The sequence below is a fragment of the Pseudomonas sp. RIT411 genome, from assembly GCF_003057735.2.
Lineage (GTDB): Bacteria > Pseudomonadota > Gammaproteobacteria > Pseudomonadales > Pseudomonadaceae > Chryseomonas > Chryseomonas oryzihabitans.
In genome coordinates, this window is sequence record NZ_QBIZ02000003.1 from 143,261 (window position 1) to 166,458 (window position 23,198).

33 protein-coding genes are annotated in these 23,198 nt (G+C 64.6%); 8 read left to right on the forward strand and 25 right to left on the reverse strand.

What is annotated here, in order from left to right:
- Positions 1-28: 28 nt before the first annotated feature.
- Positions 29-1,153 carry a bifunctional diaminohydroxyphosphoribosylaminopyrimidine deaminase/5-amino-6-(5-phosphoribosylamino)uracil reductase RibD gene (ribD, locus tag DBY63_RS05985; protein WP_108581490.1) on the reverse strand — a complete coding sequence of 375 codons (1,125 nt, stop codon included), beginning with the start codon at positions 1,151-1,153 and terminating at the stop codon, positions 29-31.
- Positions 1,150-1,620 (reverse strand): transcriptional regulator NrdR, encoded by a 471-nt coding sequence (gene nrdR / locus DBY63_RS05990; RefSeq protein ID WP_007161213.1) that lies wholly within the window; start codon positions 1,618-1,620, stop codon positions 1,150-1,152. Before nrdR ends, ribD begins: the two co-directional genes overlap by 4 nt.
- Before the next feature lie 181 nt (positions 1,621-1,801).
- On the opposite strand from nrdR, the gene DBY63_RS05995 reads away from it, so the two are divergent.
- From DBY63_RS05995 to trxA, 3 genes are all read left to right on the forward strand, one after another.
- Entirely contained in the window at positions 1,802-2,266 is a 465-nt protein-coding gene (locus DBY63_RS05995) for a YbaY family lipoprotein (protein WP_027599172.1), read from the forward strand.
- Entirely contained in the window at positions 2,263-2,910 is a 648-nt protein-coding gene (locus DBY63_RS06000; RefSeq protein WP_108581491.1) for a 50S ribosomal protein L11 methyltransferase, read from the forward strand. The genes DBY63_RS05995 and DBY63_RS06000 overlap by 4 nt, the downstream gene beginning before the upstream one ends.
- Positions 2,911-2,978: 68 nt before the next feature.
- Complete coding sequence (gene trxA, locus DBY63_RS06005) at positions 2,979-3,848, forward strand: thioredoxin (protein WP_007161216.1); 870 nt, start codon at positions 2,979-2,981, stop codon at positions 3,846-3,848.
- A 125-nt stretch (positions 3,849-3,973) separates the two neighbouring features.
- Here the strand turns inward: trxA and DBY63_RS06010 are convergent, their stop codons facing one another.
- Positions 3,974-4,330 carry a hypothetical protein gene (locus DBY63_RS06010; protein WP_108581492.1) on the reverse strand — a complete coding sequence of 119 codons (357 nt, stop codon included), beginning with the start codon at positions 4,328-4,330 and terminating at the stop codon, positions 3,974-3,976.
- A 122-nt stretch (positions 4,331-4,452) separates the two neighbouring features.
- Between DBY63_RS06010 and DBY63_RS06015 the strand changes: the two genes are divergently transcribed.
- From DBY63_RS06015 to DBY63_RS06035, 5 genes are all read left to right on the forward strand, one after another.
- Positions 4,453-5,004 (forward strand): DUF2796 domain-containing protein, encoded by a 552-nt coding sequence (locus DBY63_RS06015; RefSeq protein WP_027599174.1) that lies wholly within the window; start codon positions 4,453-4,455, stop codon positions 5,002-5,004.
- A 7-nt stretch (positions 5,005-5,011) separates the two neighbouring features.
- On the forward strand, positions 5,012-5,719 hold the full coding sequence (locus DBY63_RS06020) for an ABC transporter ATP-binding protein (protein ID WP_027601111.1): 708 nt from the start codon (positions 5,012-5,014) through the stop codon (positions 5,717-5,719).
- A gap of 1 nt (position 5,720) precedes the next feature.
- Positions 5,721-6,974, forward strand: a complete 1,254-nt coding sequence (locus DBY63_RS06025; protein WP_108581493.1) for an ABC transporter permease — start codon at positions 5,721-5,723, stop codon at positions 6,972-6,974.
- Between the two features lie 13 nt (positions 6,975-6,987).
- A complete protein-coding gene (locus tag DBY63_RS06030) occupies positions 6,988-7,482 on the forward strand; it encodes a DUF3299 domain-containing protein (protein WP_108581494.1) in 495 nt (164 codons plus the stop codon).
- A gap of 97 nt (positions 7,483-7,579) precedes the next feature.
- Positions 7,580-8,269, forward strand: coding sequence for an OmpW family outer membrane protein (locus DBY63_RS06035; protein WP_027601114.1), 690 nt, complete (start codon positions 7,580-7,582; stop codon positions 8,267-8,269).
- Between the two features lie 89 nt (positions 8,270-8,358).
- Here the strand turns inward: DBY63_RS06035 and DBY63_RS06040 are convergent, their stop codons facing one another.
- The 22 genes from DBY63_RS06040 to rpsQ all read right to left on the reverse strand — a co-directional run bounded on the left by DBY63_RS06040 (position 8,359) and on the right by rpsQ (position 23,198).
- Positions 8,359-9,288 carry an NAD-dependent epimerase/dehydratase family protein gene (locus DBY63_RS06040; RefSeq protein WP_108581495.1) on the reverse strand — a complete coding sequence of 310 codons (930 nt, stop codon included), beginning with the start codon at positions 9,286-9,288 and terminating at the stop codon, positions 8,359-8,361.
- Complete coding sequence (locus DBY63_RS06045) at positions 9,281-10,180, reverse strand: sugar nucleotide-binding protein (RefSeq protein ID WP_177411431.1); 900 nt, start codon at positions 10,178-10,180, stop codon at positions 9,281-9,283. Before DBY63_RS06045 ends, DBY63_RS06040 begins: the two co-directional genes overlap by 8 nt.
- 87 nt (positions 10,181-10,267) lie before the next feature.
- Positions 10,268-12,472: a YccS family putative transporter gene (gene yccS, locus DBY63_RS06050; protein WP_177411432.1), complete on the reverse strand. Its 2,205-nt coding sequence runs from the start codon at positions 12,470-12,472 to the stop codon at positions 10,268-10,270.
- A gap of 146 nt (positions 12,473-12,618) precedes the next feature.
- Positions 12,619-14,076, reverse strand: a complete 1,458-nt coding sequence (locus DBY63_RS06055; RefSeq protein WP_108581498.1) for a catalase — start codon at positions 14,074-14,076, stop codon at positions 12,619-12,621.
- A 200-nt stretch (positions 14,077-14,276) separates the two neighbouring features.
- On the reverse strand, positions 14,277-14,666 hold the full coding sequence (gene rplQ, locus DBY63_RS06060; protein WP_007161227.1) for a 50S ribosomal protein L17: 390 nt from the start codon (positions 14,664-14,666) through the stop codon (positions 14,277-14,279).
- A gap of 44 nt (positions 14,667-14,710) precedes the next feature.
- Positions 14,711-15,712 (reverse strand): DNA-directed RNA polymerase subunit alpha, encoded by a 1,002-nt coding sequence (rpoA, locus tag DBY63_RS06065; RefSeq protein WP_027599182.1) that lies wholly within the window; start codon positions 15,710-15,712, stop codon positions 14,711-14,713.
- Positions 15,713-15,734: 22 nt separating this feature from the next.
- The gene (rpsD, locus tag DBY63_RS06070; RefSeq protein WP_007161229.1) at positions 15,735-16,355 is read right to left on the reverse strand and encodes a 30S ribosomal protein S4; all 621 of its coding nucleotides are present in this window, start codon (positions 16,353-16,355) and stop codon (positions 15,735-15,737) included.
- Between the two features lie 16 nt (positions 16,356-16,371).
- Positions 16,372-16,761 carry a 30S ribosomal protein S11 gene (gene rpsK, locus DBY63_RS06075; protein ID WP_003281811.1) on the reverse strand — a complete coding sequence of 130 codons (390 nt, stop codon included), beginning with the start codon at positions 16,759-16,761 and terminating at the stop codon, positions 16,372-16,374.
- Between the two features lie 30 nt (positions 16,762-16,791).
- Positions 16,792-17,148 carry a 30S ribosomal protein S13 gene (rpsM, locus tag DBY63_RS06080; RefSeq protein ID WP_007161230.1) on the reverse strand — a complete coding sequence of 119 codons (357 nt, stop codon included), beginning with the start codon at positions 17,146-17,148 and terminating at the stop codon, positions 16,792-16,794.
- Between the two features lie 130 nt (positions 17,149-17,278).
- Complete coding sequence (rpmJ, locus tag DBY63_RS06085) at positions 17,279-17,395, reverse strand: 50S ribosomal protein L36 (protein WP_002555468.1); 117 nt, start codon at positions 17,393-17,395, stop codon at positions 17,279-17,281.
- A gap of 30 nt (positions 17,396-17,425) precedes the next feature.
- Positions 17,426-18,757: a preprotein translocase subunit SecY gene (secY, locus tag DBY63_RS06090; RefSeq protein WP_027599183.1), complete on the reverse strand. Its 1,332-nt coding sequence runs from the start codon at positions 18,755-18,757 to the stop codon at positions 17,426-17,428.
- Complete coding sequence (rplO, locus tag DBY63_RS06095) at positions 18,758-19,192, reverse strand: 50S ribosomal protein L15 (protein ID WP_007161232.1); 435 nt, start codon at positions 19,190-19,192, stop codon at positions 18,758-18,760.
- Positions 19,193-19,195: 3 nt separating this feature from the next.
- Complete coding sequence (gene rpmD, locus DBY63_RS06100; RefSeq protein WP_007161233.1) at positions 19,196-19,378, reverse strand: 50S ribosomal protein L30; 183 nt, start codon at positions 19,376-19,378, stop codon at positions 19,196-19,198.
- A 2-nt stretch (positions 19,379-19,380) separates the two neighbouring features.
- Positions 19,381-19,881 carry a 30S ribosomal protein S5 gene (gene rpsE / locus DBY63_RS06105; RefSeq protein WP_007161234.1) on the reverse strand — a complete coding sequence of 167 codons (501 nt, stop codon included), beginning with the start codon at positions 19,879-19,881 and terminating at the stop codon, positions 19,381-19,383.
- Positions 19,882-19,884: 3 nt separating this feature from the next.
- A complete protein-coding gene (gene rplR / locus DBY63_RS06110) occupies positions 19,885-20,235 on the reverse strand; it encodes a 50S ribosomal protein L18 (protein ID WP_007161235.1) in 351 nt (116 codons plus the stop codon).
- Positions 20,236-20,245: 10 nt separating this feature from the next.
- Complete coding sequence (gene rplF / locus DBY63_RS06115) at positions 20,246-20,779, reverse strand: 50S ribosomal protein L6 (protein ID WP_017640286.1); 534 nt, start codon at positions 20,777-20,779, stop codon at positions 20,246-20,248.
- Between the two features lie 11 nt (positions 20,780-20,790).
- Positions 20,791-21,183, reverse strand: a complete 393-nt coding sequence (rpsH, locus tag DBY63_RS06120; protein WP_017640285.1) for a 30S ribosomal protein S8 — start codon at positions 21,181-21,183, stop codon at positions 20,791-20,793.
- Positions 21,184-21,345: 162 nt separating this feature from the next.
- Positions 21,346-21,651, reverse strand: a complete 306-nt coding sequence (rpsN, locus tag DBY63_RS06125) for a 30S ribosomal protein S14 (RefSeq protein ID WP_007161238.1) — start codon at positions 21,649-21,651, stop codon at positions 21,346-21,348.
- 13 nt (positions 21,652-21,664) lie between these two features.
- A complete protein-coding gene (rplE, locus tag DBY63_RS06130; RefSeq protein WP_007161239.1) occupies positions 21,665-22,204 on the reverse strand; it encodes a 50S ribosomal protein L5 in 540 nt (179 codons plus the stop codon).
- 19 nt (positions 22,205-22,223) lie between these two features.
- Positions 22,224-22,538, reverse strand: coding sequence for a 50S ribosomal protein L24 (gene rplX / locus DBY63_RS06135; protein WP_007161240.1), 315 nt, complete (start codon positions 22,536-22,538; stop codon positions 22,224-22,226).
- A 12-nt stretch (positions 22,539-22,550) separates the two neighbouring features.
- On the reverse strand, positions 22,551-22,919 hold the full coding sequence (rplN, locus tag DBY63_RS06140; protein ID WP_007161241.1) for a 50S ribosomal protein L14: 369 nt from the start codon (positions 22,917-22,919) through the stop codon (positions 22,551-22,553).
- A 12-nt stretch (positions 22,920-22,931) separates the two neighbouring features.
- Complete coding sequence (rpsQ, locus tag DBY63_RS06145) at positions 22,932-23,198, reverse strand: 30S ribosomal protein S17 (protein WP_007161242.1); 267 nt, start codon at positions 23,196-23,198, stop codon at positions 22,932-22,934.

Sequence of the window (23,198 nt, forward strand, 5' to 3'; positions counted from 1 at the left end):
ACAGTTCGCCGCCGCGGGGCCAGGGGCGTCAGGTGTCCCTGGCCGGTCGGGCGATCAGGTGCAGGTCCGCGCCCACCGGCGTGGCACTGAGGATTTCCAGCTGCGGCGCCTGGGCCAGGTGCTCCAGCGGCCAGTCCAGCAACGGCCGGGCGCTGGAACCGAGGAACTTGGGCGCCAGGAACAGGTGATATTCATCGACCAGTCCGGCCTGGGCGAAGGCACCGGCCAGACGCGGTCCGGCTTCCACCAGCACATCGTTGACCTGCTCGCGGCCCAGGCGGGTCAGCAGCTCCGCCAGATCGACCTGGCCCTGGGCGCCGGGCAGCGCCAGGTAGTCGTGCCCGGCCGCCGCATAGGCCGGCGCCTCGCCGGCCATACCGACGACCCGCGCCGTGCCGGCCTGGAAAAAGGGGGCGTCCAGCGGTACCCGGCCACGACCGTCCACCAGCAGCCGCTGCGGCGTGCGCAGGGTGGCCAGCTCCAGTTCTGGGCCACTCAGGCCCAATTCGCTCGGGCGCACGGTCAGGCGCGCGCCATCGGCCAGCACGGTGTCGGCGCCGGTGATCACCACCCCCGCCTCGGCACGCAGTCGCTGCACGCTCTGGCGCGCCGCCGGCCCGGTGATCCACTGGCTTTCGCCGTTGGCCATGGCGGTGCGGCCATCCAGGCTCAGTGCCAGCTTGACCCGCACGAAGGGCCGCCCGGTCAGCATGCGCTGGATGAAGCCGGCATTGAGCGCCCGCGCCTCGGCTTCCAGCACCCCGGCGCGGGTAGCGATGCCGGCGGCGGCGAGGCGCGCCAGGCCGCGACCGGCCACCAGCGGATTGGGATCGGTCATGGCCGCCACCACCTCGGCCACCCCGGCGGCCACCAGGGCATCCGCGCAGGGCGGGGTGCGGCCATGGTGGCTGCAGGGTTCCAGGGTCACATAGGCGGTGGCGCCACGCGCGGCCTCGCCTGCCTGGCGCAGCGCATGCACCTCGGCATGGGGACCGCCGGCCTGGCGATGCCAGCCCGCGCCCACCACCTGGCCGTCACGGACGATCACGCAGCCCACCCGCGGATTGGGCGCCGTGCTGTAGCGGCCGCAGGCGGCCAGCGCCAGGGCGCGGGCCATCCAGAATTCGTCGTTCACCGCGTCCGTGTCGCTCATACCGGTTGCTTGCCCGGATCCTGGGCCAGCCGCTCGATTTCGTCGCGGAACTCGGCCAGGTCCTGGAATTGCCGATAGACCGAGGCGAAGCGGATGTAGGCCACCTGATCCAGCTTGCGCAGTTCGTCCATCACCAGTTCACCCACCACCCGCGAACGGATCTCCCGCTCGCCGGTGGCGCGCAGCCGGTGCTTGATCAGGGCGATGGCCTCTTCCAGGCGCTCGACGCTGACCGGGCGCTTCTCCAGGGCGCGCTGCATGCCGGCGCGCAACTTGTCCTCGTCGAAGGGCTGGCGGGTGCCGTCCTGCTTGATCAGCCGTGGCAGGACCAGTTCGGCGGTCTCGAAGGTGGTGAAGCGTTCCTGGCAGGCCAGGCACTCACGCCGCCGGCGCACCTGCTCGCCGGCCGCAACCAGCCGGGAATCCGTGACCTTGGTGTCGTGGGCGCCGCAGAAGGGACAATGCATGGGGGAGTCGACCGCCGGAAGGGAAAGCCCTCATGGTACCCGATCACCCCCTGGCGGGAACCTCCGGGTACCGGACGAATCGACAGCCAGGAGCCGCCGGGCTATAAGAGCGCACTGTGTTCGACGACCCCTCTCCAGCCTCCCGTGCCGCCCTCGCCGGCGGCGACCTCCGGATCCTGCCATGACCCCACGCGTCCTCCTGCCCCTGCTGCTCACCGGTCTGCTCGTGGCCTGCTCCAGCCCACCCGAAACCACGCCGCCGCAGCCCACCACCCCGGCCGACGAGCCGGTCCCGGTGGCCGGCGCTCCCACCCCGGCCAATCTGCGCGAGATCTCCGGGGTGCTGCGCAATGCCCAGGGGCTGGTCCCGGCCGGTGCCCAGGTGGAGATCGCCCTGCTGGCGGTCAATGCCAAGGGCCTGCCGCAGCGCCTGCTGGCCAGCGAGACGGTGACCGGCAAGGGCGCGCCCCTGGCCTTCCGCCTGCCCTTCAATCCGGAGATCTTTCCCACCCGCCCGGATCTCAAGGTGGAATTCCACGCACGCCTGATCCAGGCCGGTCAGCTGGCCAGCTATCTGCCGCCGGTGAATGTCGGCGGACCGACCACGCAGAATCTCGGCGAACTGGTGCTGAACCAGACCCCGTGACGCCCCCGGCCGACCTCGTCGCCGCCCTGACGGCTCTGCTCGGCGACGCCCGCCTCTGTCTGCAGGCGTTGCCCGACAGCGACCTGTCGCTGTGGTTGATCGATCCGGCCAACATGGCGCGGGCCTTTTCCCCCGCGGAAACCCAGCGCCTGTTGGAGGCACCGCCCTACTGGGCCTTCTGCTGGGCCAGCGGCCTGGCCCTGGCGCGCTGGATCGTCGCCCATCCCGAGCACGTTGCCGGGCGCCAGGTCCTGGATTTCGGCAGCGGCTCGGGCATCGCCGGACTCGCCGCCGCCCGGGCCGGCGCGGCGCGGGTGGTCTGCTGCGACCTCGATCCCCTGGCCCTGGCGGCCTGTCGCGCCAATGCCCAGGCCAACGCCATGCAGATCGAGACGCTGGACGATTTCTCTGCCAGCACCGAGCGCTTCGATCTCATCCTGGCCGCCGACGTCCTCTACGACCGTGCCAATCTGCCCTTGCTGGACCTCCTGCAGGCGCGCGCCGAGCGGATCCTGCTGGCCGATTCGCGGGTACGCGACCTCGCCCACCCCGGCTTCACCCGCGTCGCCATGCTCCAGGCCTGCACCCTGCCGGATCTGGCCGAGCCGGACGAATTCCGCCGCGTGGCGCTCTATCGGGGCTGAGCCGGCCCGCCTTGTTTCCAAGCCCGGCGCCCCCACCTATAGTGCAACTTTCGTCTGCCGAGTCCGCCATGAGCCAGGTCCCCTACATTTTCGACGCCACCCTCGACACCTTTCAGCAACAGGTCATCGATGCCTCCTTCAGCACCCCGGTGCTGGTGGACTTCTGGGCCGAGTGGTGCGCGCCCTGCAAGGTGCTGATGCCGCTGCTGGCCAAGATCACCGAGTCCTATGGCGGCGCCCTGCACCTGGCCAAGGTCAACTGCGACATCGAGCAGGAACTGGTGATGAGATTCGGCATCCGCAGCCTGCCCACCGTGGTGCTGTTCAAGGATGGCCAGCCGGTGGACGGCTTCGCCGGCGCCCAGCCGGAATCGGCCATCCGCGCCCTGCTCGAACCCCATGTCCAGGCCCTGCCGCCGGCCGAGGAAGATCCGCTGGACGCCGCCCAGGCCTTGTTCGCCGAGGGTCGTTTCGCCGAAGCCGAGGCGCTGCTCAAGGCCGTGCTGGAAGAAGACAACAGCGACGCCCTGGCGCTGATCCTCTATGCCCGCTGCCTGGCCGAGCGCAATGAACTGGACGATGCCCAGGCCGTGCTGGACGCGGTCAAGGGTGACGAACACAAGCAGGCTCTGGCTGGTGCCCGTGCCCAGCTGACCTTCCTGCGCCAGGCCGCCAGCCTGCCCGAGGTCGCCGACCTCAAGAGCCGCCTGGCTCGCGATGCCGGCGACGACGAGGCCGCCTACCAACTGGCCGTGCAGCAACTGGCCCGCCAGCAATACGAACCGGCACTGGATGGCCTGCTGGAGCTGTTCCGCCGCAATCGCGGCTACGGCGACGACCTGCCACGCAAGACCCTGGTGCAGGTCTTCGATCTGCTGGGCAATGACCATCCGCTGGTCGCCACCTATCGCCGCCGCCTGTACCAGGCGCTGTACTAAGCGCCGGTCAACCATGGCTGCGTCGCCTCGGACGCAGCCTTATCCACCGCGGGCGTCCTCCCAGCGCGGTGGACATTCGGTAGCGTGGAAAACCGCGCAGCGTTTTCCACTCCCCCGCTCCAGCCTCACCCCTGCCAGATATAGAACTGCGCCTCTCCCACCCGCTCCATGCGCACCTGGGGACTGTGCCTCAGCCGCACCAGCAGCTGCTTGGCCACGCCCAGATTGCCGGTGAGCTTTTCCAGCGCCACGAGGATGTCCGGCCCGCTGAGCCGCCCAGCGGAGCTCAGCAGCTTCACCACCTGATCCCAGAGCATGTCGCCACCCGACTTGGGTCCGCTGGACGCGGCGCTCACGGCCGCGGCAGGCAGGGGCGCCTCGGTCGGCCGCAGGGCGGCGGCCAGGCGTTGCCAGTCGGCCTCCTCCAGTTCCACCGTGAGATCCACGGGCTGGCTGCCGATGGTTCCGCGAATGCGTACCATGGTGTTCTCCTCGTCGTGCAGAGGCCCATGCTCCCACAGCCATCGGCCCACGCCAAACCGAGGTTGCAGCGCATAAATGCAACAACATAACATAGCGCCTCTCCACCCTTTGGAAGTCCACCATGCGCCTGCCCCTACTGACCCTCTGTCTTGCCGCCGTGCTCGCCCAACCGGCCTTTGCTCATGGTACCGATGACGACCATGACGAACACGAGCACGGCGCCCTGGGCGCCCATGTGCACGGCGAATCCCACCTCGACGTGGCCCAGACCGACAGCGGCCTGGAACTCCAGTGGCGCAGTCCGGCGGCCGATCTGCTGGGCTTCGAACATGCCCCGCGCAATCGGCAGGAAGAAGACGCCGTCGCCGCCCTGCGCCAGAGTCTAGAAAATCCCCAGGCCCTGGTGAAGCTGCCCGCCGCCGCCGATTGCCGCCTGACCGAAGCCAGCGCCATCAGCCCGCTGTTTGCCAAGGATTCCAGCGCCAGCGGCCATCTCGACGTGGAGGCCAGCATGAGCTTCAACTGCAGCAAGCCGGGCGCGCTCGCCAGCCTGGATCTCTCCGGCTGGTTCGCCCGCTTCCCCAACAGTCACAGCGTCGAGGTCCAGGCCATCGTCGCCAGCGGCCAGCAGGGCGCCGAACTGACCGCCCGGCAGCCGCAACTCAAGTGGTAGGACGGTCGTGACCTCTGCCCCCCTGGTCGAAATCCAGGACCTCGGCTTCGCCTGGCCCGGCCAGGCGGAATGCCTGGACATCCGGCACTTCCAGCTGGCGCCCGGCGAGGCGCTGTTTCTCGAAGGCCCTTCCGGCAGCGGCAAGACCACCCTGCTCGGCCTGCTCGGCGGCGTGCAGCGTCCCAGTCGCGGCCAGGTGCGCCTGCTCGGTCAGGACCTGGGAGCCCTCGCCACCGCCCGGCGCGACCGTTTTCGCGTCGACCACACCGGCTTTCTCTTCCAGCAATTCAATCTGCTGCCCTTTCTCTCGGTCTTGGACAACGTCCTGTTGCCCTGCCAGTTCTCGGCGCTGCGCCGCGAGCGCGCTTCGGCGCGGCATGGCGATCCCCAGGGCGCGGCCCTGACCCTGCTCCGCGCCCTGGGGCTGAGCGATCCCGCGCTGCCCCGCCGTCCGGCCCGCGAACTCTCCATCGGCCAGCAGCAGCGCGTCGCCGCCGCCCGCGCCCTGATCGGCCAGCCGGAACTGGTGATCGCTGACGAACCCACCTCGGCGCTGGACAGCGACCACCGCGATGCCTTCCTGCAACTGCTGTTCGCCGAGTGCGCCGCCGCCGGTGCCGGCCTGCTGTTCGTCAGCCACGACCGCAGTCTGGCCAGTCGCTTCGACCGCCACCTGACCCTGGCCCAGCTCAACGCCGCCCGGCCGGAGACCTAGGATGCCGCTCCTGCAACTGGCCTGGGCCAGCCTGCGCAATCGCCGCGCCACCGCCCTGCTCACCGTCTTCACCATCGCCGTCTCGGTGGCCCTGCTGCTGGGTGTCGAACGCCTGCGCACCGAGGCCAAGGCCAGTTTCGCCAGCACCATCGCCGGTACCGACCTGGTGGTGGGCGCGCGTTCCGGCGCGGTCAACCTGCTGCTCTATTCGGTGTTCCGCATCGGTAACGCCACCAACAACATCCGCTGGGAGAGCTACGAGAAGCTCGCCGCCGATCCCCGCGTCGCCTGGACCATCCCGCTGTCCCTGGGCGATTCCCACCGCGGCTACCGAGTGCTGGGTACCGACGGCAACTACTTCACCCACTACCACTACGGGCGCAACCAGCCGCTGCGGCTGGCCCAGGGCCGGCCCTTCGCCGACGTCTTCGAGGTGGTGCTGGGCGCCGAGGTAGCCAAGGCGCTGCACTATCGGCTGGGCGACAAGGTGGTGCTGGCCCATGGCGTCGCCACCATCAGTCTGACCGAGCACAGCGACCACCCCTTCACCGTGGTCGGCATCCTCGCCCCCACCGGCACCCCGGTCGATCGCACCCTGCACATCCCACTGCGCGGCATGACCGCCCTGCACCTGGACTGGCGCGGCGGCCTGCCCGGGCCTTCGCTGAGCGACGCCGAGGTGCGCCGGCGCGATCTCACGCCCCAGGACCTGACCGCCGCCCTGGTCGGCCTCAAGAGTCGGGTGGCCACCTTTGCCGTGCAGCGCGCGGTCAACGAGTACCGTGGCGAGCCGCTGCTGGCCATCCTGCCCGGTGTGGCCCTGCAGGAGCTCTGGGGAATGCTCGGCACGGCGGAACAGGCGCTGCTGGTGATGTCGCTGTGCGTGGTACTCACCGGGCTGGTGGGCATGCTCACCGCCCTGCTCGCCAGCCTCAACGAAAGACGCCGGGAGATGGCCATCCTGCGCTCGGTGGGCGCCCAGCCGCGCCACCTGTTCGGCTTGTTGCTGGCAGAGGCCCTGACCCTCACCCTGGCCGGCTGTCTCGCCGGGCTGGCGCTGCTCTATGGCGCCATCGCCCTGGGCCGGCCCTGGCTGCTGGCGGAATACGGCCTGGCATTGCCGCTGGACTGGCCCTCGCTCTACGATGGGCAACTGCTCGGCGGTATCCTGCTCGCAGCCCTGGTGCTCGGCTGCATCCCGGCCTGGCGTGGCTGTCGCCAGGCCCTCACGGACGGGTTGTCCGTGCGACTCTAGACGAGGCCCCACCATGCGCCTGGCGCTCCTGCTGTTGCTCTGCTGGCTGCCCTGGGCCCAGGCCGAACCCCGCCAACTCGCCTGGCGCGAACTGGTGCCGGCCGATGCGCCGCGCTTCAATCCCGGCAGCGTCGACCACGGCCTCGGCGAAGACGGCCCGGCCGCCAGCCAGCCCTGGCCGGACGCCCCCACGGTGGCCGCCCTGGATGGCCAGGAGGTGCGCCTGCCCGGCTACGTGGTGCCGCTGATGGTCACCGACGAGGGCGAGGTCACCGAATTCCTGCTGGTCCCCTATTACGGCGCCTGCATCCACGTACCGCCGCCGCCGGGCAACCAGATCGTCTACGTGAAAGGCAGCCACGACCTCTGGCTGTCCAAACTGCACCTGCCCTATTGGGTGGAAGGCCGCCTGGGCGTGGGCAGCCAGCGCAGCGAGGTGGCCGTCGCCGGCTATTGGCTGCAGGCCCTACGCATCCAGCCCTACATTCTCAAGGGCGACGGTTCCTGAGGCGATCTGCCCCACCCTTGAGCGAGATCAAGAGTCCGCCGTTTCAGCTTCGCTAGGCTGCTCCCAGCCCTTTTTCAATGCCTTCGGAGCCCTCGCCATGCGTCCCCTCTTCCGTCTCAGCCTGCTCGCCCTCGCCCTGGCCGCGCCCTTCGCCCAGGCCCACCAGGCCGGCGACATCATCCTGCGCGCCGGCGCCATCACCGTGGATCCCCACGAGCGCAGCTCCGACGTCAAGATCGACAGAGGCGCCCTGAGCGGCGCCAATCTGGGCGGCAAGGCGACCATGGACAGCGACACCCAGCTGGGGCTGAACGTCGCCTACATGCTCACCGATCACCTGGGCCTCGAATTGCTGGCGGCCACGCCTTTCGAGCACCAGGTCAACATCAAGGGCACCGGGCTGGACGCCGCCAACGGCAAGCTCGGCAGCCTCAAGCACCTGCCGCCGACCCTGAGCCTGGTCTATTACCCGCTGGACGCCAAGGCGACGTTCCAACCCTATGTCGGCGCCGGCCTCAACTACACCTGGATCTACGACGAGCATGTCGGCAGCGGCGCCAGCGCGGCCGGCTTCGACAACTTCCGCGCCGACAACTCCTGGGGCTGGTCCGCCCAGGTCGGCGCCGATCTCATGCTCACCGACCGGGTGATGCTCAACGCCCAGATCCGCTATATCGACATCGCCACTACCGCCCATGTCGACAACACCGCCCTCGGCGCCCGCGCCAAGGTCGATCTGGACGTGGATCCCTGGGTCTACATGGTCGGCCTGGGCTATCGCTTCTAGGCCAGCGCAAGCCACTCGCCCGCAGGTTGGCGCTGGGCAGCTCCAGCGTCGACGCCCAACCGGCCAGGGAGTGCCCCTGGCCGCGTCCGCTAATCCCGCAGCAGTGCTGCCAGCCCCGTGCCCATGCTCGTGGGCTGACTGAAATCGAAGCGCTCGCGCAGGCGGCGGTTGTCCGCCTTCGAATGGCGGATGTCCCCGGCCCGCGCCGCGCCATGGGTTACCGGCGGCAGGCCACCCAGCACCTGGCCGATCTCCGCCAGCAGGCCGTTCAGGCTGATGGTCTCGCCGCGCCCCACGTTCACCGCCCCGGCCGTCACTTCGGGGGCTTCCAGCGCCTGCACCAGGATGTCCACCAGATCGGCGACATAGACGAAATCGCGGGTCTGCTCGCCATCACCGAACACCGTGATCGGCGTCTGCCGGCGGGCGCGTTCGGTGAAGATGCTGATCACCCCCGAATAGGGCGAAGACGGATCCTGACGCGGACCATAGATGTTGAAGAAGCGGAAGATCGCCGGCTCCAGACCGTGCTCGCGACGATAGAAGTCGAAGTAGTATTCGCCCGCCAGCTTGTCCGCCGCATAGGGCGTCAGCGGCGCCTTGGGCAACTCCTCGTCGATGGCCTGCCCCTGGCCGTTGGCGCCATAGACCGCCGCGCTGGAGGCATAGACCACCCGCTTGATCCCGGCCTTGCGCATGGCCTCGCACAGATTCAGGGTGCCGATGAAGTTGGCCCTGTGGGTGCCCACCGGGTCCTCCACCGACGCCTGCACCGAGGCCACCGCGGCCAGGTGCACCACCGCCGCGCAGCCGGCCATCGCCGCTTCCAGGGTCGCGACATCGGCCACGTCTCCCACCCGCAATTCGATGCGGTCGTCGTCCAGCGGCAGATTCTCGCGCTTGCCGGTGCTCAGGTCGTCCAGCACCCGCACCCGCCTGCCCCGCGCCAGCAGCGCGTCGGCCAGGTGGGAGCCGATGAAACCGGCACCGCCAGTGATCAGAATGGGCGCATCACTCATCTAAACCTACCTCGTCCTGCCGAAAGCCCTGCAACAGCGCCGGCAGCTCCTGCTGCCAGCGCCGCGCCTTGATGCCAAAGGTGTTGAGCAGCTTGCGACTGATCAACACCCCCTGTTGTGGCTCTTCCGCGGCATCCGCACGCTCGAGGTGCGTCACCTCCTGCCACTCGCAGCGCACCGGCCGGTCGAATTCCTGCCAGAGCTGGGCGACGGTCTCGGCCAGACCCAACTCCGACACCGCTTCCTGGGCGCCGTAGTGATAGGTCCCCCAGAGCGGTGCGCCGCAGTCGAGCTGCTTGACCACGGCCAGCAGCACCCGGGCGGCATCGCCCACGGTGGTCGGATTGCCGCGCCGGTCGCCCGCCATCGGCACCACCTGCTCGGTGCCCAGCTGCCGCAGCAACCGCCCCAGGCGACCGTCACGGGAGTCATCCAGGACCCAGCCCAGGCGCAGCAGGATGTGCATCGGGCACAGCGCCCGCACCAGCTGCTCGACCCGCCAGAGCGCCTCGCCCCGTGCCCCGGGGGGCCGCGGAAGATCCTTTTCACTATAGCCGGCCACGCGCGAGCCATCGAACAGCTGATAGCTGGACGGCTGGATCAGCGGAATCTGATAGTGCTGGCAGAGGCCGGCCAGGCGTTGCACGGCCAGCGCCTGGCGCTGCATCAGCGCCGGATCGAAGTCCGCGGCCTGCAGCCAGTCGTGGTAATAGGCGAGATTGATCACCGCCCCTGGTCGGACCCGGTCGAGGACCTCGGTCAGCCCCGCGGCGTACCAGCCCTCCGTGGGAGTCTCGGGGGCGACGAATTCGATGCCCGCTTCGGCACCGGCGGCGAGTAGCGCCTTGCCCAGGGCGCTCTCCCCGCCCACTACTAGAAGACGCATACGCATGTGTTGGAACAGCCTTCAAACCAGCATAAACAGGCGTCGAAAGACTCGACGGACATCGGTCAACATAGCGCGTCGCGCCAACCTTGCTCAAGCATCGGCGGTACCTGCGGCCGGTTGCTCGCGGGTTTGTTCGCGCAGGGTATGGTTGGCGGCGCTCTTGAGATTGGGCAGCAGGCGGCAGATCAGCGCCAGCTGGGTGCACACCAGCCGGTAGCCGTCGTCGTTGTCCTCGGCCGCGGCCTCCAGTTCATCGGCCAGGCTGGTCTCCTCCTCGGCGGTCGGCGGCAGACTGCGGCGTTCCGCCACCGCCGCCGCGATGGACTCCATACCCTCGGCGATGCGGGTCACGGCGCGCTCCACCAGGGCATCGTGCTCGGCCGCCTCCAGCTGGCGGCGATGGGCGCCCAGGGCCGACAGGTAGCCCAGCAGGGTGTTGGACAGCGCCAGATAGCGAAAGCCCGCTTCCAGGTTACGACGGAAGTGCCCGGGATCGCGCAGCATGTTGGCCAGCGCGGCCGACAGCGTCGCATCGGCGTTGTGGGCGTTGCGCCGCGCCACCCGGTAGTCGAGATCGTCACGCTTGCCGGTGCGGTACTGCTCGTGCAGTCGGCGCAGATAGAGCGCATTGGTACGCAGGGTATTGGCCATCACCTGGTGCAGCCGCCGCCCCTGCCAGTCCGGCAGGACGAAGAACACCGCCAGTACCGCGATCAGGCAGCCCAGCAGGGTATCCAGCAGCCGCGGCCAGATCAGCATGAAACCGTTGCCCACCTGGTTGAAGCAGAACAGCACCATGAGGGTGATGGCCGCGGTGGCGACGGTGTAGCGATCCGTCCGGGTGATAAAGAACACCAGGCCGCCCACCAGCGCCAGCAAGAGCTGGATCTCCGGCTGCCCGAACAGCTCCAGCAGGGCGCTGCCCAGCAACAGCCCGATCACCGTACCCACGATCCGCTGCACCAGCCGCACCCGGGTCGCTCCGTACTGTGGCCGGCAGACGAACACCGTGGTCAAGAGGATCCAGTAGCCGTTCACCGGGTGGATCAGGTGCAGCACGCCATAGCCGGCCATCAGCGCCAGCGCCATGCGCAGGCCATGGCGGAACAGTAGCGAGGTCGGGGTCAGCTGCAGGCGGATACGCTGGAACACCTCGCGCAGGGAGCGTGCCGCCGGATCCAGCAGGCTGGTGTCCAGATCCGCCGCCCCCGAATCGCTATTGCCCGCCTCGGAGAATTGCCGCTCCAGGGTCGAAAGATTGTGCCCGAGCAGGTCCAGGGAGCGTAGCAGGCCCCGCCAGCGCGGATTCTGCTGCTGCTTGAGATACTCCAGCGAGGCCTGCAGATCGGTCAGTCCCTGCTGACTCTGCTGGCCGTATTCGAAAGGCTGTCCGAGCCGGATCGCCTCGCCCATGTTGAGGCAGGCCGTGGCCTGCAACTTGAGCAGGCGCTGGCAGCGAAAGAGGATGTCGCTGTGAAAGAAGGCCTCGGTCAGGGCACTGTAGGGATAGTGCGAAGAGCTGGCGCGCTCGTGGATGTCCTGTGCCATGAAATACAGGCGGAAATAGCGCCCCGAACGCGCACCGGGCCGTCCCGAGCGGCCGAAGCGATTGAGGATGGTCGCCTTGGCCTGGTTCAGCGCCTGCACCACCTTGCCGTTCTGCTGGGCCAGCAGCACCCGCCGCCGGTGCAGGTCCACCCCGCGCACCGGCTCGAGCATCTCGGCCTTGAGCCTGAGTAGCGTCCCCAGTTCGCCATAGAGAGCGGACAGATTCTGTCGCACCGGCTGGTGGGCGAAGAGCGCGCACCAGAGCACCGAGAGCAGGCCGTACCACAATGCCCCGGCCAGCAGGTGTGCCGGCTCGTACCACAGCGGCACCTGGGCGCCGAGGCGCTGATCCACCCCGATCATGGCATAGATGGACAGGATCACCGTGGCCTGGGCCACCGAGGCGTAGCGCTCGCCGATGGCGCCCAGCATCGTCAGGCTGAAGGTGGCCAGGCCCAGGCCCACCACGAAGATCCAGGGATAGGGAAACAGCAGCTCGACCGCGAAGGCCGCCACGGTAAAGCACAGCAGCGTCACCGCCAGCGACTTGAGTCGCCCCAGCCAGCTGTCGTCGGTTTCCGCCAGGGCGCTGGCGATGATGCCGAGGAATACCGGCGACAGCGCGCGCAGATCGCCCAGCGACCAGCAGACCACCATGGCGCCGCTCAGGGCGACAAAGACGCGAACGCCATAGCTGGCCTTTTCGTGCGCCCAGAGCTGGCGCAAAGACACTCCAAACACAGTCATGACGGGAGAGCGAGCCTCGTGTTTTCGCGCTTGATGCGAACCTTAGCACTGCGACGTCGCAAGCGGCGTCCGAGACAGCCTTTCCCGCACTTTTTTCGCGGACGAAAAAGAGCCCGGCGGTTGCCGGGCTCTTTTCTACCCCTGGATCAGGCCACTTCGCTGGGATCTATCCCGAGGCCCTTGGCCACGCCCACGCCATAGGCGGGATCGGCCTTGAGGAAGTGACCGATCTGCCGCAGCTGCACCTCGCGGGTCACCGTACCCAGGGCGCCGACGATGTTGCCGATCAGCAGCGCCTGCTGGTCGGCATTCATCAGGCGGAACAGCGCTCCGGCCTGGCTGAAGTAGTCCGCGTCCACCCGGTGATCGTAGCGATCGGCCGGCCCGGCGAAATTCAGCGCCGGCTCGCGATACTGGGGCGCCTGCTTGGGCGTGTGGCCATAGCTGTTCGGCTCGTAGTTCGGCTGCGAACCGCCATTGCCATCGAATCTCATGGCCCCGTCACGCTGGTTGTTGGCGTAGGGGCAACGGGGTGCGTTGACCGGCAGTTGCTGATAGTTGGTGCCCACCCGGTAGCGCTGGGCGTCGGCATAGGCGAATACCCTGCCCTGCAGCATGCGATCGGGCGACAGCCCCACGCCCGGCACCACGTTGCTCGGCGCAAAGGAGGCCTGCTCCACCTCAGCGAAGTAGTTCTGCGGATTGCGGTTGAGCTCCAGCACCCCCACCTCCTGCAGCGGATAGTCCTGCTGCGACCAGACCTTGGTCACGTCGAAGGGATTCGACGCACGGCTAGCTGCTTCCTGTTCGCTCATCACCTGGATGCACAGCGTCCAGCGCGGGAATTCGCCGCGCTCGATGGCCTGGAACAGGTCGCGCTGGCTGTAGTCCGGGTCGGTACCGGCCAGGCGTGCCGCGTCGGCAGGCGCCAGGTTCTTGATCCCCTGCTGGCTCTTGAAGTGAAACTTCACGAAGTGCCGCTCGCCCTGGGCGTTGATCAGGCTGAAGGTATGGCTGCCGAAGCCATGCATGAAGCGATAGCCGTCCGGAATGCCGCGATCGGAGAACAGGATGGTGACCTGATGCAGCGATTCGGGCGACAGCGACCAGAAATCCCACATCATCTGCGGACTCTTCAGGTTGCTCCAGGGATCGCGCTTCTGGGTATGGATGAAGTCGGGGAATTTCAACGGATCGCGGATGAAGAACACCGGGGTGTTGTTGCCGACGATGTCCCAATTGCCTTCTTCGGTATAGAACTTCACGGCGAAACCGCGGGGATCGCGCTCGGTATCCGCCGAGCCGCGCTCACCGCCCACTGTGGAAAAGCGCAGGAGGGTCTCGGTCCGCTTGCCGACCTCGGCGAACAGCCTGGCGCTGCTGAGGTGCGTGATGTCCCGGGTGACGGTAAAGGTGCCATAGGCTGCGGAGCCCTTGGCATGCACGCGTCGCTCGGGAATGACTTCACGGTTGAAATGCGCCAGCTTCTCGATCAGATGGAAGTCGTCGAGCATCAGCGGACCGCGCGGACCGGCGGTGCGGGAATTTTGGTTATCGGCCACCGGAATGCCGCTGGCGGTGGTGAGGATCTTGGTATCAGTCACAGGTATCTCCCTCTGAAAAGCGTTGGCTGATCGCTTGAGGGAAGTATCGCCACGGCAATACTTTAGGACTAATTTATTGATCCTAGCATCCTGATAGAAAAATCTGCGATCAGAAGTTGGATGCGAAGGGCCTGGTCTTCACCAAACGCCAGGCATGAAAAAGCCGGGCAAGAGCCCGGCTTTTTCCAGAACGCAGCTACTTATTCAGCAGCCTGTTCCACGGTACCGCCGACCGGACGATCGATCAGCTCGACATACGCCATGGGCGCATTGTCGCCAGCGCGGAAGCCGCACTTCAGGATACGCAGGTAGCCACCCGGACGGTTGGCGTAGCGCTTGCCCAGGTCGTTGAACAGCTTGCCAACGGCAGCTTTCGAACGGGTACGGTCGAAAGCCAGACGACGGTTGGCGACGCTGTCTTCCTTGGCCAGGGTGATCAGCGGCTCGGCAACGCGGCGCAGTTCCTTGGCTTTCGGCAGGGTAGTTTTGATCAGCTCGTGCTCGAACAGCGACACAGCCATGTTCTGGAACATGGCCTTGCGGTGTGCGCTCGTGCGGCTCAGATGACGACCACTTTTACGATGACGCATGATTGAAATTCCTTCCCAAACTATCGTTCGGTGAACAATGACGATCAGGCAGTAGCCTTGTCGTCCTTCTTAAGGCTTGCAGGGGGCCAGTTGTCCAGGCGCATACCGAGCGACAGACCACGGGAGGCCAGGACGTCCTTGATTTCGGTCAGGGACTTCTTGCCCAGGTTCGGGGTCTTGAGCAGCTCCACTTCGGTACGCTGAATCAGGTCACCGATGTAGTAGATGTTCTCCGCCTTGAGGCAGTTGGCCGAACGAACGGTCAGTTCCAGATCGTCCACCGGACGCAGCAGGATCGGATCGATCTCGTCTTCCTGCTCGACCACGACCGGCTCGCTGTCGCCCTTGAGGTCGACAAACGCTGCCAGCTGCTGCTGCAGGATGGTGGCGGCACGACGGATGGCTTCTTCCGGATCCAGGGTACCGTTGGTTTCCAGGTCAAGCACGAGCTTGTCCAGGTTGGTACGCTGTTCGACCCGGGCGTTTTCCACCACATAGGCCACGCGACGAACCGGGCTGAACGAAGCATCGAGCTGCAGACGACCGATTGCGCGGGTTTCGTCTTCTTCGCTCTGACGCGCGTCGGCGGGCTCATAGCCACGACCGCGGGCGATTTTCAGCTTCATGTTCAGCGAACCGTTGTCCGCCAGGTGGGCGATGACGTGCTCACCGTTGACGATCTCGACGTCGTGATCGACCTGAATGTCAGAGGCCAGAACCGGCCCCTGACCTTTCTTGCTCAGGCTCAGGGTGACTTCGTCACGGCCGTGCAACTTGATGGCCAGACCCTTGAGATTGAGCAGGATCTCGATCACGTCTTCCTGCACGCCTTCGATGGCGCTGTACTCGTGCAGGACACCGTCGATCTCTGCTTCGACTACCGCGCAGCCAGGCATGGAGGACAACAGGATACGCCGCAGCGCGTTGCCCAAGGTATGGCCGAAACCACGCTCGAGAGGCTCGAGGGTGATCTTGGCACGGGTCTGACTAACCGCCTGCACATCGATATGGCGGGGGGTCAGGAACTCATTTACCGAACTCTGCATGGATGCACCTACTTTCTAGCCCTTACTTGGAGTAGAGCTCGACAATCAGGTTTTCGTTGATGTCGGCGGAGAGATCACCACGGGCCGGCACGCTCTTGAAGGTGCCTTCCTTTTTCTCGGTGCTCACTTCGACCCACTCAACACGGCCACGCTGGCCGCACAGCTCGAGAGCTTGAGCGATACGCAGCTGGTTCTTGGCCTTCTCGCGGACCGCGACGACGTCGCCGACCTTGACCTGATAGGAGGGAATGTTGACGGTCTGACCGTTGACGGTGATCGACTTGTGGGAGACCAGCTGGCGCGATTCAGCGCGAGTGGCACCAAAGCCCATGCGATACACCACGTTGTCCAGACGGCACTCGAGCAGTTGCAGCAGGTTTTCACCGGTAGCGCCCTTGCGACGGGCAGCTTCCTGGTAGTAACCGGCGAACTGACGCTCGAGGACACCGTACATGCGGCGGACTTTCTGCTTTTCACGCAGCTGCAGACCGTAGTCGGACAGACGACCGCGACGCTGACCATGCTGGCCAGGAACGGTTTCCAGCTTGCACTTCGAGTCGAGGGCACGAGCGCCGCTCTTCAGGAAGAGGTCAGTGCCTTCGCGGCGGGACAGTTTGCACTTGGGACCAATGTAACGAGCCATTTCTCACTGTCTCCTATTACACGCGACGCTTCTTCGGCGGACGGCACCCGTTATGCGGGATGGGCGTCACGTCGGTGATGCTGGCGATCTTGTAACCACAGGCATTCAGGGCGCGAACAGCGGACTCGCGGCCGGGGCCGGGACCTTTGACGTTCACGTCCAGATTCTTCAGACCATATTCCAGAGCGGCTTGGCCGGCACGTTCGGCTGCAATCTGGGCAGCGAACGGGGTGCTCTTACGGGAGCCACGGAAGCCGGAGCCACCGGAGGTCGCCCAGGACAAAGCGTTGCCCTGACGATCGGTGATGGTCACGATGGTGTTGTTGAAAGACGCATGGATGTGGGCGATGCCATCAACCACTGTCTTTTTGACTTTCTTACGAGGACGAGCAGCAGGTTTTGCCATGACTAGATTCCTGTCGATTCGCGGATGCGATTACTTGCGGATCGGCTTGCGCGGGCCCTTACGGGTACGGGCATTGGTCTTGGTGCGCTGACCACGGACCGGCAGACCACGGCGGTGACGCAGACCGCGGTAGCAACCCAGATCCATCAGGCGCTTGATGTTCATGTTGATTTCGCGGCGCAGGTCACCCTCGGTGAGGATTTTGGCGACCTCGTTACGCAGCTGATCGACCTGCTCGTCGCTCAGTTCTTTGATCTTGGCGGTCGGCTCGATGCCGGTGGCCGCGCAGATCTTCTGAGAGGTGGTGCGACCGACACCATAGATGTAGGTCAGCGAGATAACAGTGTGCTTGTTATCTGGAATGTTGACGCCTGCAATACGGGCCATTCAGAAAAACTCCAATTGACAGCTACCGACGCCCCGGAAGCCAAGAAAAGGGCGCGCGATATTAACGCTGTAGGAACAAATGATCAACCCGGCAGCACACTAGCTGCCGGGTTAGACGCGTGATTCACACTCAGCCTTGGCGCTGCTTGTGACGCGGTTCAGCGCTGCAGATCACGCGCACGACGCCTTCGCGGCGAATGATCTTGCAGTTACGGCACAGCTTCTTGACCGATGCACGAACTTTCATGACAACTCCTCTAACCTTACGGGTAACGGATCAGCGCATCATGCCGCTGCCGTAGCCCTTCAGGTTGGCTTTCTTCATCAGGGACTCGTATTGATGAGATACGAGATGGGATTGGACCTGGGACATGAAGTCCATGACCACTACCACCACGATCAGCAACGAGGTCCCGCCGAGATAGAACGGCACGTTCGCCGCGACCACCAGGAACTGGGGCAACAAGCACACCGCCGTCATGTACAGGGCACCGAACATGGTCAGTCGGGTCAGCACGCCATCGATATAGCGCGCGGACTGCTCACCAGGACGAATACCCGGGATGAACGCCCCGGATTTCTTCAGGTTCTCTGCCACGTCCTTGGGGTTGAACATCAGCGCCGTATAGAAGAAGCAGAAGAAGATGATCCCTGCACTAAACAGCAAGATGTTCAGCGGCTGACCGGGCGCGATGGCCTGAGCCACGTCCTGCAACCAACCGAGACCTTCGGACTGACCGAACCACGAACCGAGCGATGCCGGAAACAGCAGGATGCTGCTGGCGAAGATCGCCGGGATGACCCCGGCCATGTTCACCTTGAGCGGCAGATGGCTGTTCTGCGCAGCGAAGACCTTGCGACCCTGCTGACGCTTGGCGTAGTGCACGGCGATACGACGCTGCCCACGCTCGATGAACACCACGAAGGCGATGATGGCGACCGCCACCACACCGACCATGATCAGCGCGAAGATGTTGATATCGCCCTGCCGTGCCGACTCGAAGGACTGACCGATGGCGCGAGGCAAGCCCGCGACGATACCGGCGAAGATCAGCATCGAGATGCCGTTGCCGATACCGCGCTCGGTGATCTGCTCACCCAGCCACATCATGAACAGTGCGCCGGCGACGAAGGTGGTGACAGCTACGAAGTAGAAGCTGAAGCCCACACTGAACGCCACGCCCTGACTGGCAAGTCCAACCGACATCCCGGTGGCCTGAACGAGCGCCAGAACCAGTGTGCCGTAACGGGTGTACTGGCTGATCTTGCGACGACCAGACTCACCCTCTTTCTTCAATTGCTCCAGCTGTGGGCTGATCGCGGTAAGCAGCTGCATGATGATCGATGCCGAGATGTACGGCATGATCCCCAGTGCAAAGATGCTCATCCGCTCCAGCGCACCGCCAGAGAACATGTTGAAGAGGCTAAGAATGGTCCCCTCGTTCTGCCTGAACAGTGCGGCCAGCTGATCGGGATTGATACCCGGAACAGGGATGTGCGCACCGATCCTGTAGACGATGATCGCCAGGAACAGGAATCGGAGGCGGGTCCACAGCTCGGACATACCACCGGTCTTGCTGAGCGCAGAGAGAGCACCTTGCTTAGCCATTTATTCCTCGATCTTGCCGCCAGCTGCTTCGATGGCTGCACGTGCGCCCTTGGTGGCACCAATGCCCTTCAGGGTGACGGCACGAGTGACGTCGCCGGACAGCACAACCTTGACACGCTTGATGTCTCGGCTGATCACGTTGGCGTCTTTCAGCGCCTGCAGATCGACGACATCGACATCAACCTTGGCCAGCTCGGAGGTACGAACCTCGGCGCGGTCCAGGGCCTTCAGCGAAACGAAGCCGAACTTGGGCAGACGACGGTGCAGCGGCTGCTGGCCGCCCTCGAAGCCGGGGGCAACCTTACCACCGGAACGGGAGGTCAGACCCTTGTGGCCGCGGCCACCGGTCTTGCCCAGGCCGCTACCGATACCACGACCGGGACGCAGCTTCTCGCGGCGAGCGCCGGGAGCGGAACGCAGATCATTCAATTTCATGACTTAACCCTCCACACGCAGAAGGTAATAGGCCTTGTTGATCATGCCGCGATTCTCAGGGGTGTCCTGAACTTCGACGGTGTGACCAATGCGACGCAGGCCGAGACCCTTGACGCAAGCCTTGTGATTGGCCAGACGGCCATGGACGCTCTTGATCAGCGTGACCTTGACGGTTGCGTTAGCCATGATCAGAGAATCTCCTCGACGCTCTTGCCACGCTTGGCGGCAACAGCTTCCGGCGCCTGCATGTGCTTGAGACCTTCGAAGGTCGCGTACACCACGTTTACCGGGTTGGTGGAGCCGTAGCACTTGGCCAGGACGTTCTGCACACCAGCGACTTCCAGCACGGCGCGCATGGCACCGCCGGCGATGATGCCGGTACCGTCGGAAGCGGGCTGCATGTACACCTTGGAGGCGCCATGGGCGGCCTTGACCGGGTACTGCAGGGTGGTGCCGTTCAGATCCACCTGGATCATGTTGCGGCGAGCAGCTTCCATAGCCTTCTGGATGGCAGCAGGCACTTCACGCGCCTTGCCACGGCCGAAGCCAACGCGGCCTTTGCCATCGCCAACCACGGTCAGAGCGGTGAAGGCGAAGATACGGCCGCCTTTCACGGTTTTGGCTACGCGGTTAACTTGAACCAGCTTCTCGATGTAGCCTTCGTCGCGCTTTTGATCGTTATTTGCCATGACTTAGAACTCCAGCCCGCCTTCACGAGCAGCGTCGGCCAGCGCTTTGACGCGACCATGGTACTTGAAGCCAGAACGATCAAAGGCCACCTGGGTAACGCCAGCGGCCTTGGCACGCTCGGCGACCAGCAGACCAACTTTCTTGGCCGCCTCGACGTTGCTGGTAGCGCTTTCGCGCAGTTCTTTGTCCAGCGTAGAAGCGCTGGCCAGGACCTTGCTGCCGTCGGCCGCGATGACCTGGGCATAGATGTGCTGGGAAGAGCGGTACACGCACAGACGCACCACTTCCAGCTCGCGCATCTTCAGGCGAGCCTTGCGAGCGCGACGCAGTCTGGTTTCTTTCTTGACGGTCATTTGCTATGCCCTACTTTTTCTTGGCTTCTTTACGGTGGACGACTTCGTCGGCATACCGTACGCCCTTGCCCTTGTAAGGCTCCGGCGGACGGAAACCACGAATCTCAGCCGCAACCTGGCCGACCAGCTGCTTGTCGATACCCTTGATCAGGATTTCGGTCTGGTTGGGGGTTTCTGCGGTGATGCCTTGCGGCAGGTCGTAGTCCACAGGGTGAGAGAAGCCCAGAGCGAGGTTCAGCACCTGACCTTTGGCTTGGGCCTTGTAGCCCACACCGACCAGTTGCAGCTTGCGCTCGAAGCCCTGGCTGACGCCGACCACCATGTTGTTGACCAGGGCACGGGTAGTGCCGGCCATCGCACGGGTCTGCTGATCGCCATTGCGAGCAGCGAAACGCAGCTCACCGGACTCTTGAGTGACTTCAACGGACGGATGGACCTTCAGCTCCAGAGCGCCCTTGGCACCCTTGATCGAAAGGGCCTGACCGGCCAGATTAACTTCGACGCCTGCAGGCAGTCTTACAGGGTTTTTAGCAACGCGAGACATGCTGATTCCCCTTAGAAGACTGTGCAGAGCACTTCGCCGCCAACACCAGCAGCACGGGCTGCGCGATCAGTCATCACACCTTTGTTGGTGGAAACGATCGACACGCCCAGACCGCCACGCACTTTCGGCAGCTGGTCAACGGCTTTGTACTGGCGCAGACCGGGACGGCTGCTACGCTTCAGCTCTTCGATGACAGGCTTGCCTTCGAAGTACTTCAGCTCGATGGACAGCGACGGCTTGGATTCCGCGCTGACCTGAAAATCCGCGATGTAACCTTCGTCCTTGAGGACTTTGGCGACGGCAGCCTTCAGCTTGGAAGAAGGCATGCTCACAACGGCCTTTTCAGCCATCTGGGCATTACGGATACGAGTTAGCATGTCTGCTAACGGGTCCTGCATACTCATGGGCTATTAGCTCCTAATACAGAAATTGAGCCTACCGGCTCTCAAAATCACCCCTCGGCAATAGGCCGATTCGGGCGAGCCGAGCATTCTAGAGATCGGCCTGAAACGAATCAAGCCCCAAAAGGGGCTTGATTCAGTTACCGCGATGAAAGGCGCTAGCTGTTACCAGCTGGCCTTCACCAGGCCGGGCACGTCACCGCGCATGGCTGCTTCACGCAGCTTGATGCGGGACAGACCGAACTTGCGGTACACGCCATGCGGACGACCGGTCAGGCGGCAGCGGTTACGCATGCGGCTGGCGCTGGCGTCACGGGGCTGCTTCTGCAGGGCGACCTGGGCATTCCAACGCTCCTCGGGGGAGGCGTTGACGTTACCGATGGTCGCCTTCAGCTCGGCGCGCTTCTTGGCGTACTTGGCAACCGTTTGCTGACGCTTCAGCTCACGGTTAATCATGCTTTGCTTAGCCATTTGAAGACCTCAATCAGTTACGGAACGGGAAGTTGAACGCGCGCAGCAGCGCACGGCCTTCCTCGTCGGTACGAGCGGTGGTGGTCAGGGTGATGTCCATGCCACGCAGCGCATCGATCTTGTCGTAATCGATTTCCGGGAAGATGATCTGCTCTTTCACGCCCATGCTGTAGTTGCCACGACCATCGAAGGACTTGGCATTCAGGCCGCGGAAGTCACGTACGCGCGGCAGGGAGATGGACAGCAGACGATCCAGGAATTCATACATGCGATCGCTACGCAGGGTCACCTTGACGCCAATCGGCCAGCCTTCGCGAATCTTGAAGCCAGCAATGGAATTGCGGGCATAAGTCACGACCGGCTTTTGACCAGCGATCTTTTCCAGGTCAGCTACAGCGTTGTCGATGATCTTCTTGTCACCGACTGCTTCGCCCAGACCCATGTTCAAGGTGATCTTGGTGATGCGCGGAACTTCCATCACGTTACCCAGCTGAAGCTGCTCTTTCAGCTTGGGCGCGATTTCCTTCCGATAAATCTCTTTCAATCGAGCCATGGTGATCTACCTAGCAGCTTCAGGCCTGGACCGCTTTTTGGGTCGACTTGAAGATACGAATCTTCTTGCCGTCTTCGACTTTGAAACCAACGCGGTCAGCCTTGTTGGTCTCGGAGTTGAAAATGGCAACGTTGGAGACATGCAGAGGGGCTTCTTTCTCTACGATGCCACCCTGAACGCCCAGCATGGGGTTGGGCTTGGTGTGGCGCTTGACCAGGTTGACCCCGCCAACGACCAGACGGTCATCGGCGAGCACCTTCAGCACCTTGCCACGTTTGCCCTTGTCCTTGCCGGCAATGACGATTACCTCGTCGTCACGACGAATCTTTTGCATGTCGGCTACTCCTTACAGCACTTCGGGGGCAAGGGAGACGATCTTCATGAACTTCTCGGAGCGAAGTTCACGGGTCACCGGCCCAAAGATACGGGTGCCAATCGGCTCTTGCTTGTTGTTCAGCAGAACCGCGGCGTTGCCGTCGAAGCGGATGATGGAACCGTCGGTGCGGCGGACGCCGTGCTTGGTACGCACGACGACAGCAGTCATCACCTGACCTTTCTTCACCTTGCCGCGCGGAATTGCTTCCTTGACGGTGACCTTGATGATGTCGCCGATGCCGGCGTAGCGGCGGTGGGAACCGCCGAGCACCTTGATGCACATCACGCGACGAGCGCCGCTGTTGTCGGCGACGTCAAGCATGGATTGAGTCTGGATCATGGCTCTCTACCCTTATACCTGAACGGCGCGCTCGACGACGTCAACCAGGGTCCACGCCTTGGTCTTGGCCAGCGGGCGGGTTTCGCGAATGGTGACCAGGTCACCAATGCGGCACTGATTGGTTTCGTCGTGAGCGTGCAGCTTGGTGGAACGCTTCACGTATTTGCCGTAGATCGGGTGCTTTACGCGACGCTCGATCAGTACGGTCACGGTTTTGTCCATCTTGTCGCTGACCACTCGGCCGGTCAGCGTACGGACAGTTTTTTCAGCTTCAGCCAT

Bases quoted from the DNA above. Each gene is read 5' to 3' on its own strand.
- rpoA (WP_027599182.1), bottom strand. From the start codon at position 15,712: ATGCAGAGTTCGGTAAATGAGTTCCTGACCCCCCGCCATATCGATGTG.
- yccS (WP_177411432.1), bottom strand. From the start codon at position 12,472: ATGACTGTGTTTGGAGTGTCTTTGCGCCAGCTCTGGGCGCACGAAAAG.
- rplE (WP_007161239.1), bottom strand. From the start codon at position 22,204: ATGGCTCGATTGAAAGAGATTTATCGGAAGGAAATCGCGCCCAAGCTG.
- DBY63_RS06035 (WP_027601114.1), top strand. From the start codon at position 7,580: ATGCGTCCCCTCTTCCGTCTCAGCCTGCTCGCCCTCGCCCTGGCCGCG.
- rplQ (WP_007161227.1), bottom strand. From the start codon at position 14,666: ATGCGTCATCGTAAAAGTGGTCGTCATCTGAGCCGCACGAGCGCACAC.
- rplO (WP_007161232.1), bottom strand. From the start codon at position 19,192: ATGAAATTGAATGATCTGCGTTCCGCTCCCGGCGCTCGCCGCGAGAAG.
- rpsQ (WP_007161242.1), bottom strand. From the start codon at position 23,198: ATGGCTGAAGCTGAAAAAACTGTCCGTACGCTGACCGGCCGAGTGGTC.
- rpsH (WP_017640285.1), bottom strand. From the start codon at position 21,183: ATGAGTATGCAGGACCCGTTAGCAGACATGCTAACTCGTATCCGTAAT.
- DBY63_RS06010 (WP_108581492.1), bottom strand. From the start codon at position 4,330: ATGGTACGCATTCGCGGAACCATCGGCAGCCAGCCCGTGGATCTCACG.
- rpsE (WP_007161234.1), bottom strand. From the start codon at position 19,881: ATGGCAAATAACGATCAAAAGCGCGACGAAGGCTACATCGAGAAGCTG.
- ribD (WP_108581490.1), bottom strand. From the start codon at position 1,153: ATGAGCGACACGGACGCGGTGAACGACGAATTCTGGATGGCCCGCGCC.
- rplX (WP_007161240.1), bottom strand. From the start codon at position 22,538: ATGCAAAAGATTCGTCGTGACGACGAGGTAATCGTCATTGCCGGCAAG.
- secY (WP_027599183.1), bottom strand. From the start codon at position 18,757: ATGGCTAAGCAAGGTGCTCTCTCTGCGCTCAGCAAGACCGGTGGTATG.
- trxA (WP_007161216.1), top strand. From the start codon at position 2,979: ATGAGCCAGGTCCCCTACATTTTCGACGCCACCCTCGACACCTTTCAG.
- DBY63_RS05995 (WP_027599172.1), top strand. From the start codon at position 1,802: ATGACCCCACGCGTCCTCCTGCCCCTGCTGCTCACCGGTCTGCTCGTG.
- rpsN (WP_007161238.1), bottom strand. From the start codon at position 21,651: ATGGCTAAGCAAAGCATGATTAACCGTGAGCTGAAGCGTCAGCAAACG.
- nrdR (WP_007161213.1), bottom strand. From the start codon at position 1,620: ATGCATTGTCCCTTCTGCGGCGCCCACGACACCAAGGTCACGGATTCC.
- DBY63_RS06025 (WP_108581493.1), top strand. From the start codon at position 5,721: ATGCCGCTCCTGCAACTGGCCTGGGCCAGCCTGCGCAATCGCCGCGCC.
- rpsK (WP_003281811.1), bottom strand. From the start codon at position 16,761: ATGGCAAAACCTGCTGCTCGTCCTCGTAAGAAAGTCAAAAAGACAGTG.
- rpsD (WP_007161229.1), bottom strand. From the start codon at position 16,355: ATGGCTCGTTACATTGGTCCCAAGTGCAAACTGTCCCGCCGCGAAGGC.
- DBY63_RS06030 (WP_108581494.1), top strand. From the start codon at position 6,988: ATGCGCCTGGCGCTCCTGCTGTTGCTCTGCTGGCTGCCCTGGGCCCAG.
- rpmD (WP_007161233.1), bottom strand. From the start codon at position 19,378: ATGGCTAACGCAACCGTCAAGGTCACGCTGATCAAGAGCGTCCATGGC.
- rplN (WP_007161241.1), bottom strand. From the start codon at position 22,919: ATGATCCAGACTCAATCCATGCTTGACGTCGCCGACAACAGCGGCGCT.
- rplF (WP_017640286.1), bottom strand. From the start codon at position 20,779: ATGTCTCGCGTTGCTAAAAACCCTGTAAGACTGCCTGCAGGCGTCGAA.
- rpmJ (WP_002555468.1), bottom strand. From the start codon at position 17,395: ATGAAAGTTCGTGCATCGGTCAAGAAGCTGTGCCGTAACTGCAAGATC.
- DBY63_RS06045 (WP_177411431.1), bottom strand. From the start codon at position 10,180: ATGCGTATGCGTCTTCTAGTAGTGGGCGGGGAGAGCGCCCTGGGCAAG.
- rpsM (WP_007161230.1), bottom strand. From the start codon at position 17,148: ATGGCCCGTATTGCAGGCGTCAACATTCCAGATAACAAGCACACTGTT.
- DBY63_RS06040 (WP_108581495.1), bottom strand. From the start codon at position 9,288: ATGAGTGATGCGCCCATTCTGATCACTGGCGGTGCCGGTTTCATCGGC.
- DBY63_RS06015 (WP_027599174.1), top strand. From the start codon at position 4,453: ATGCGCCTGCCCCTACTGACCCTCTGTCTTGCCGCCGTGCTCGCCCAA.
- rplR (WP_007161235.1), bottom strand. From the start codon at position 20,235: ATGACCGTCAAGAAAGAAACCAGACTGCGTCGCGCTCGCAAGGCTCGC.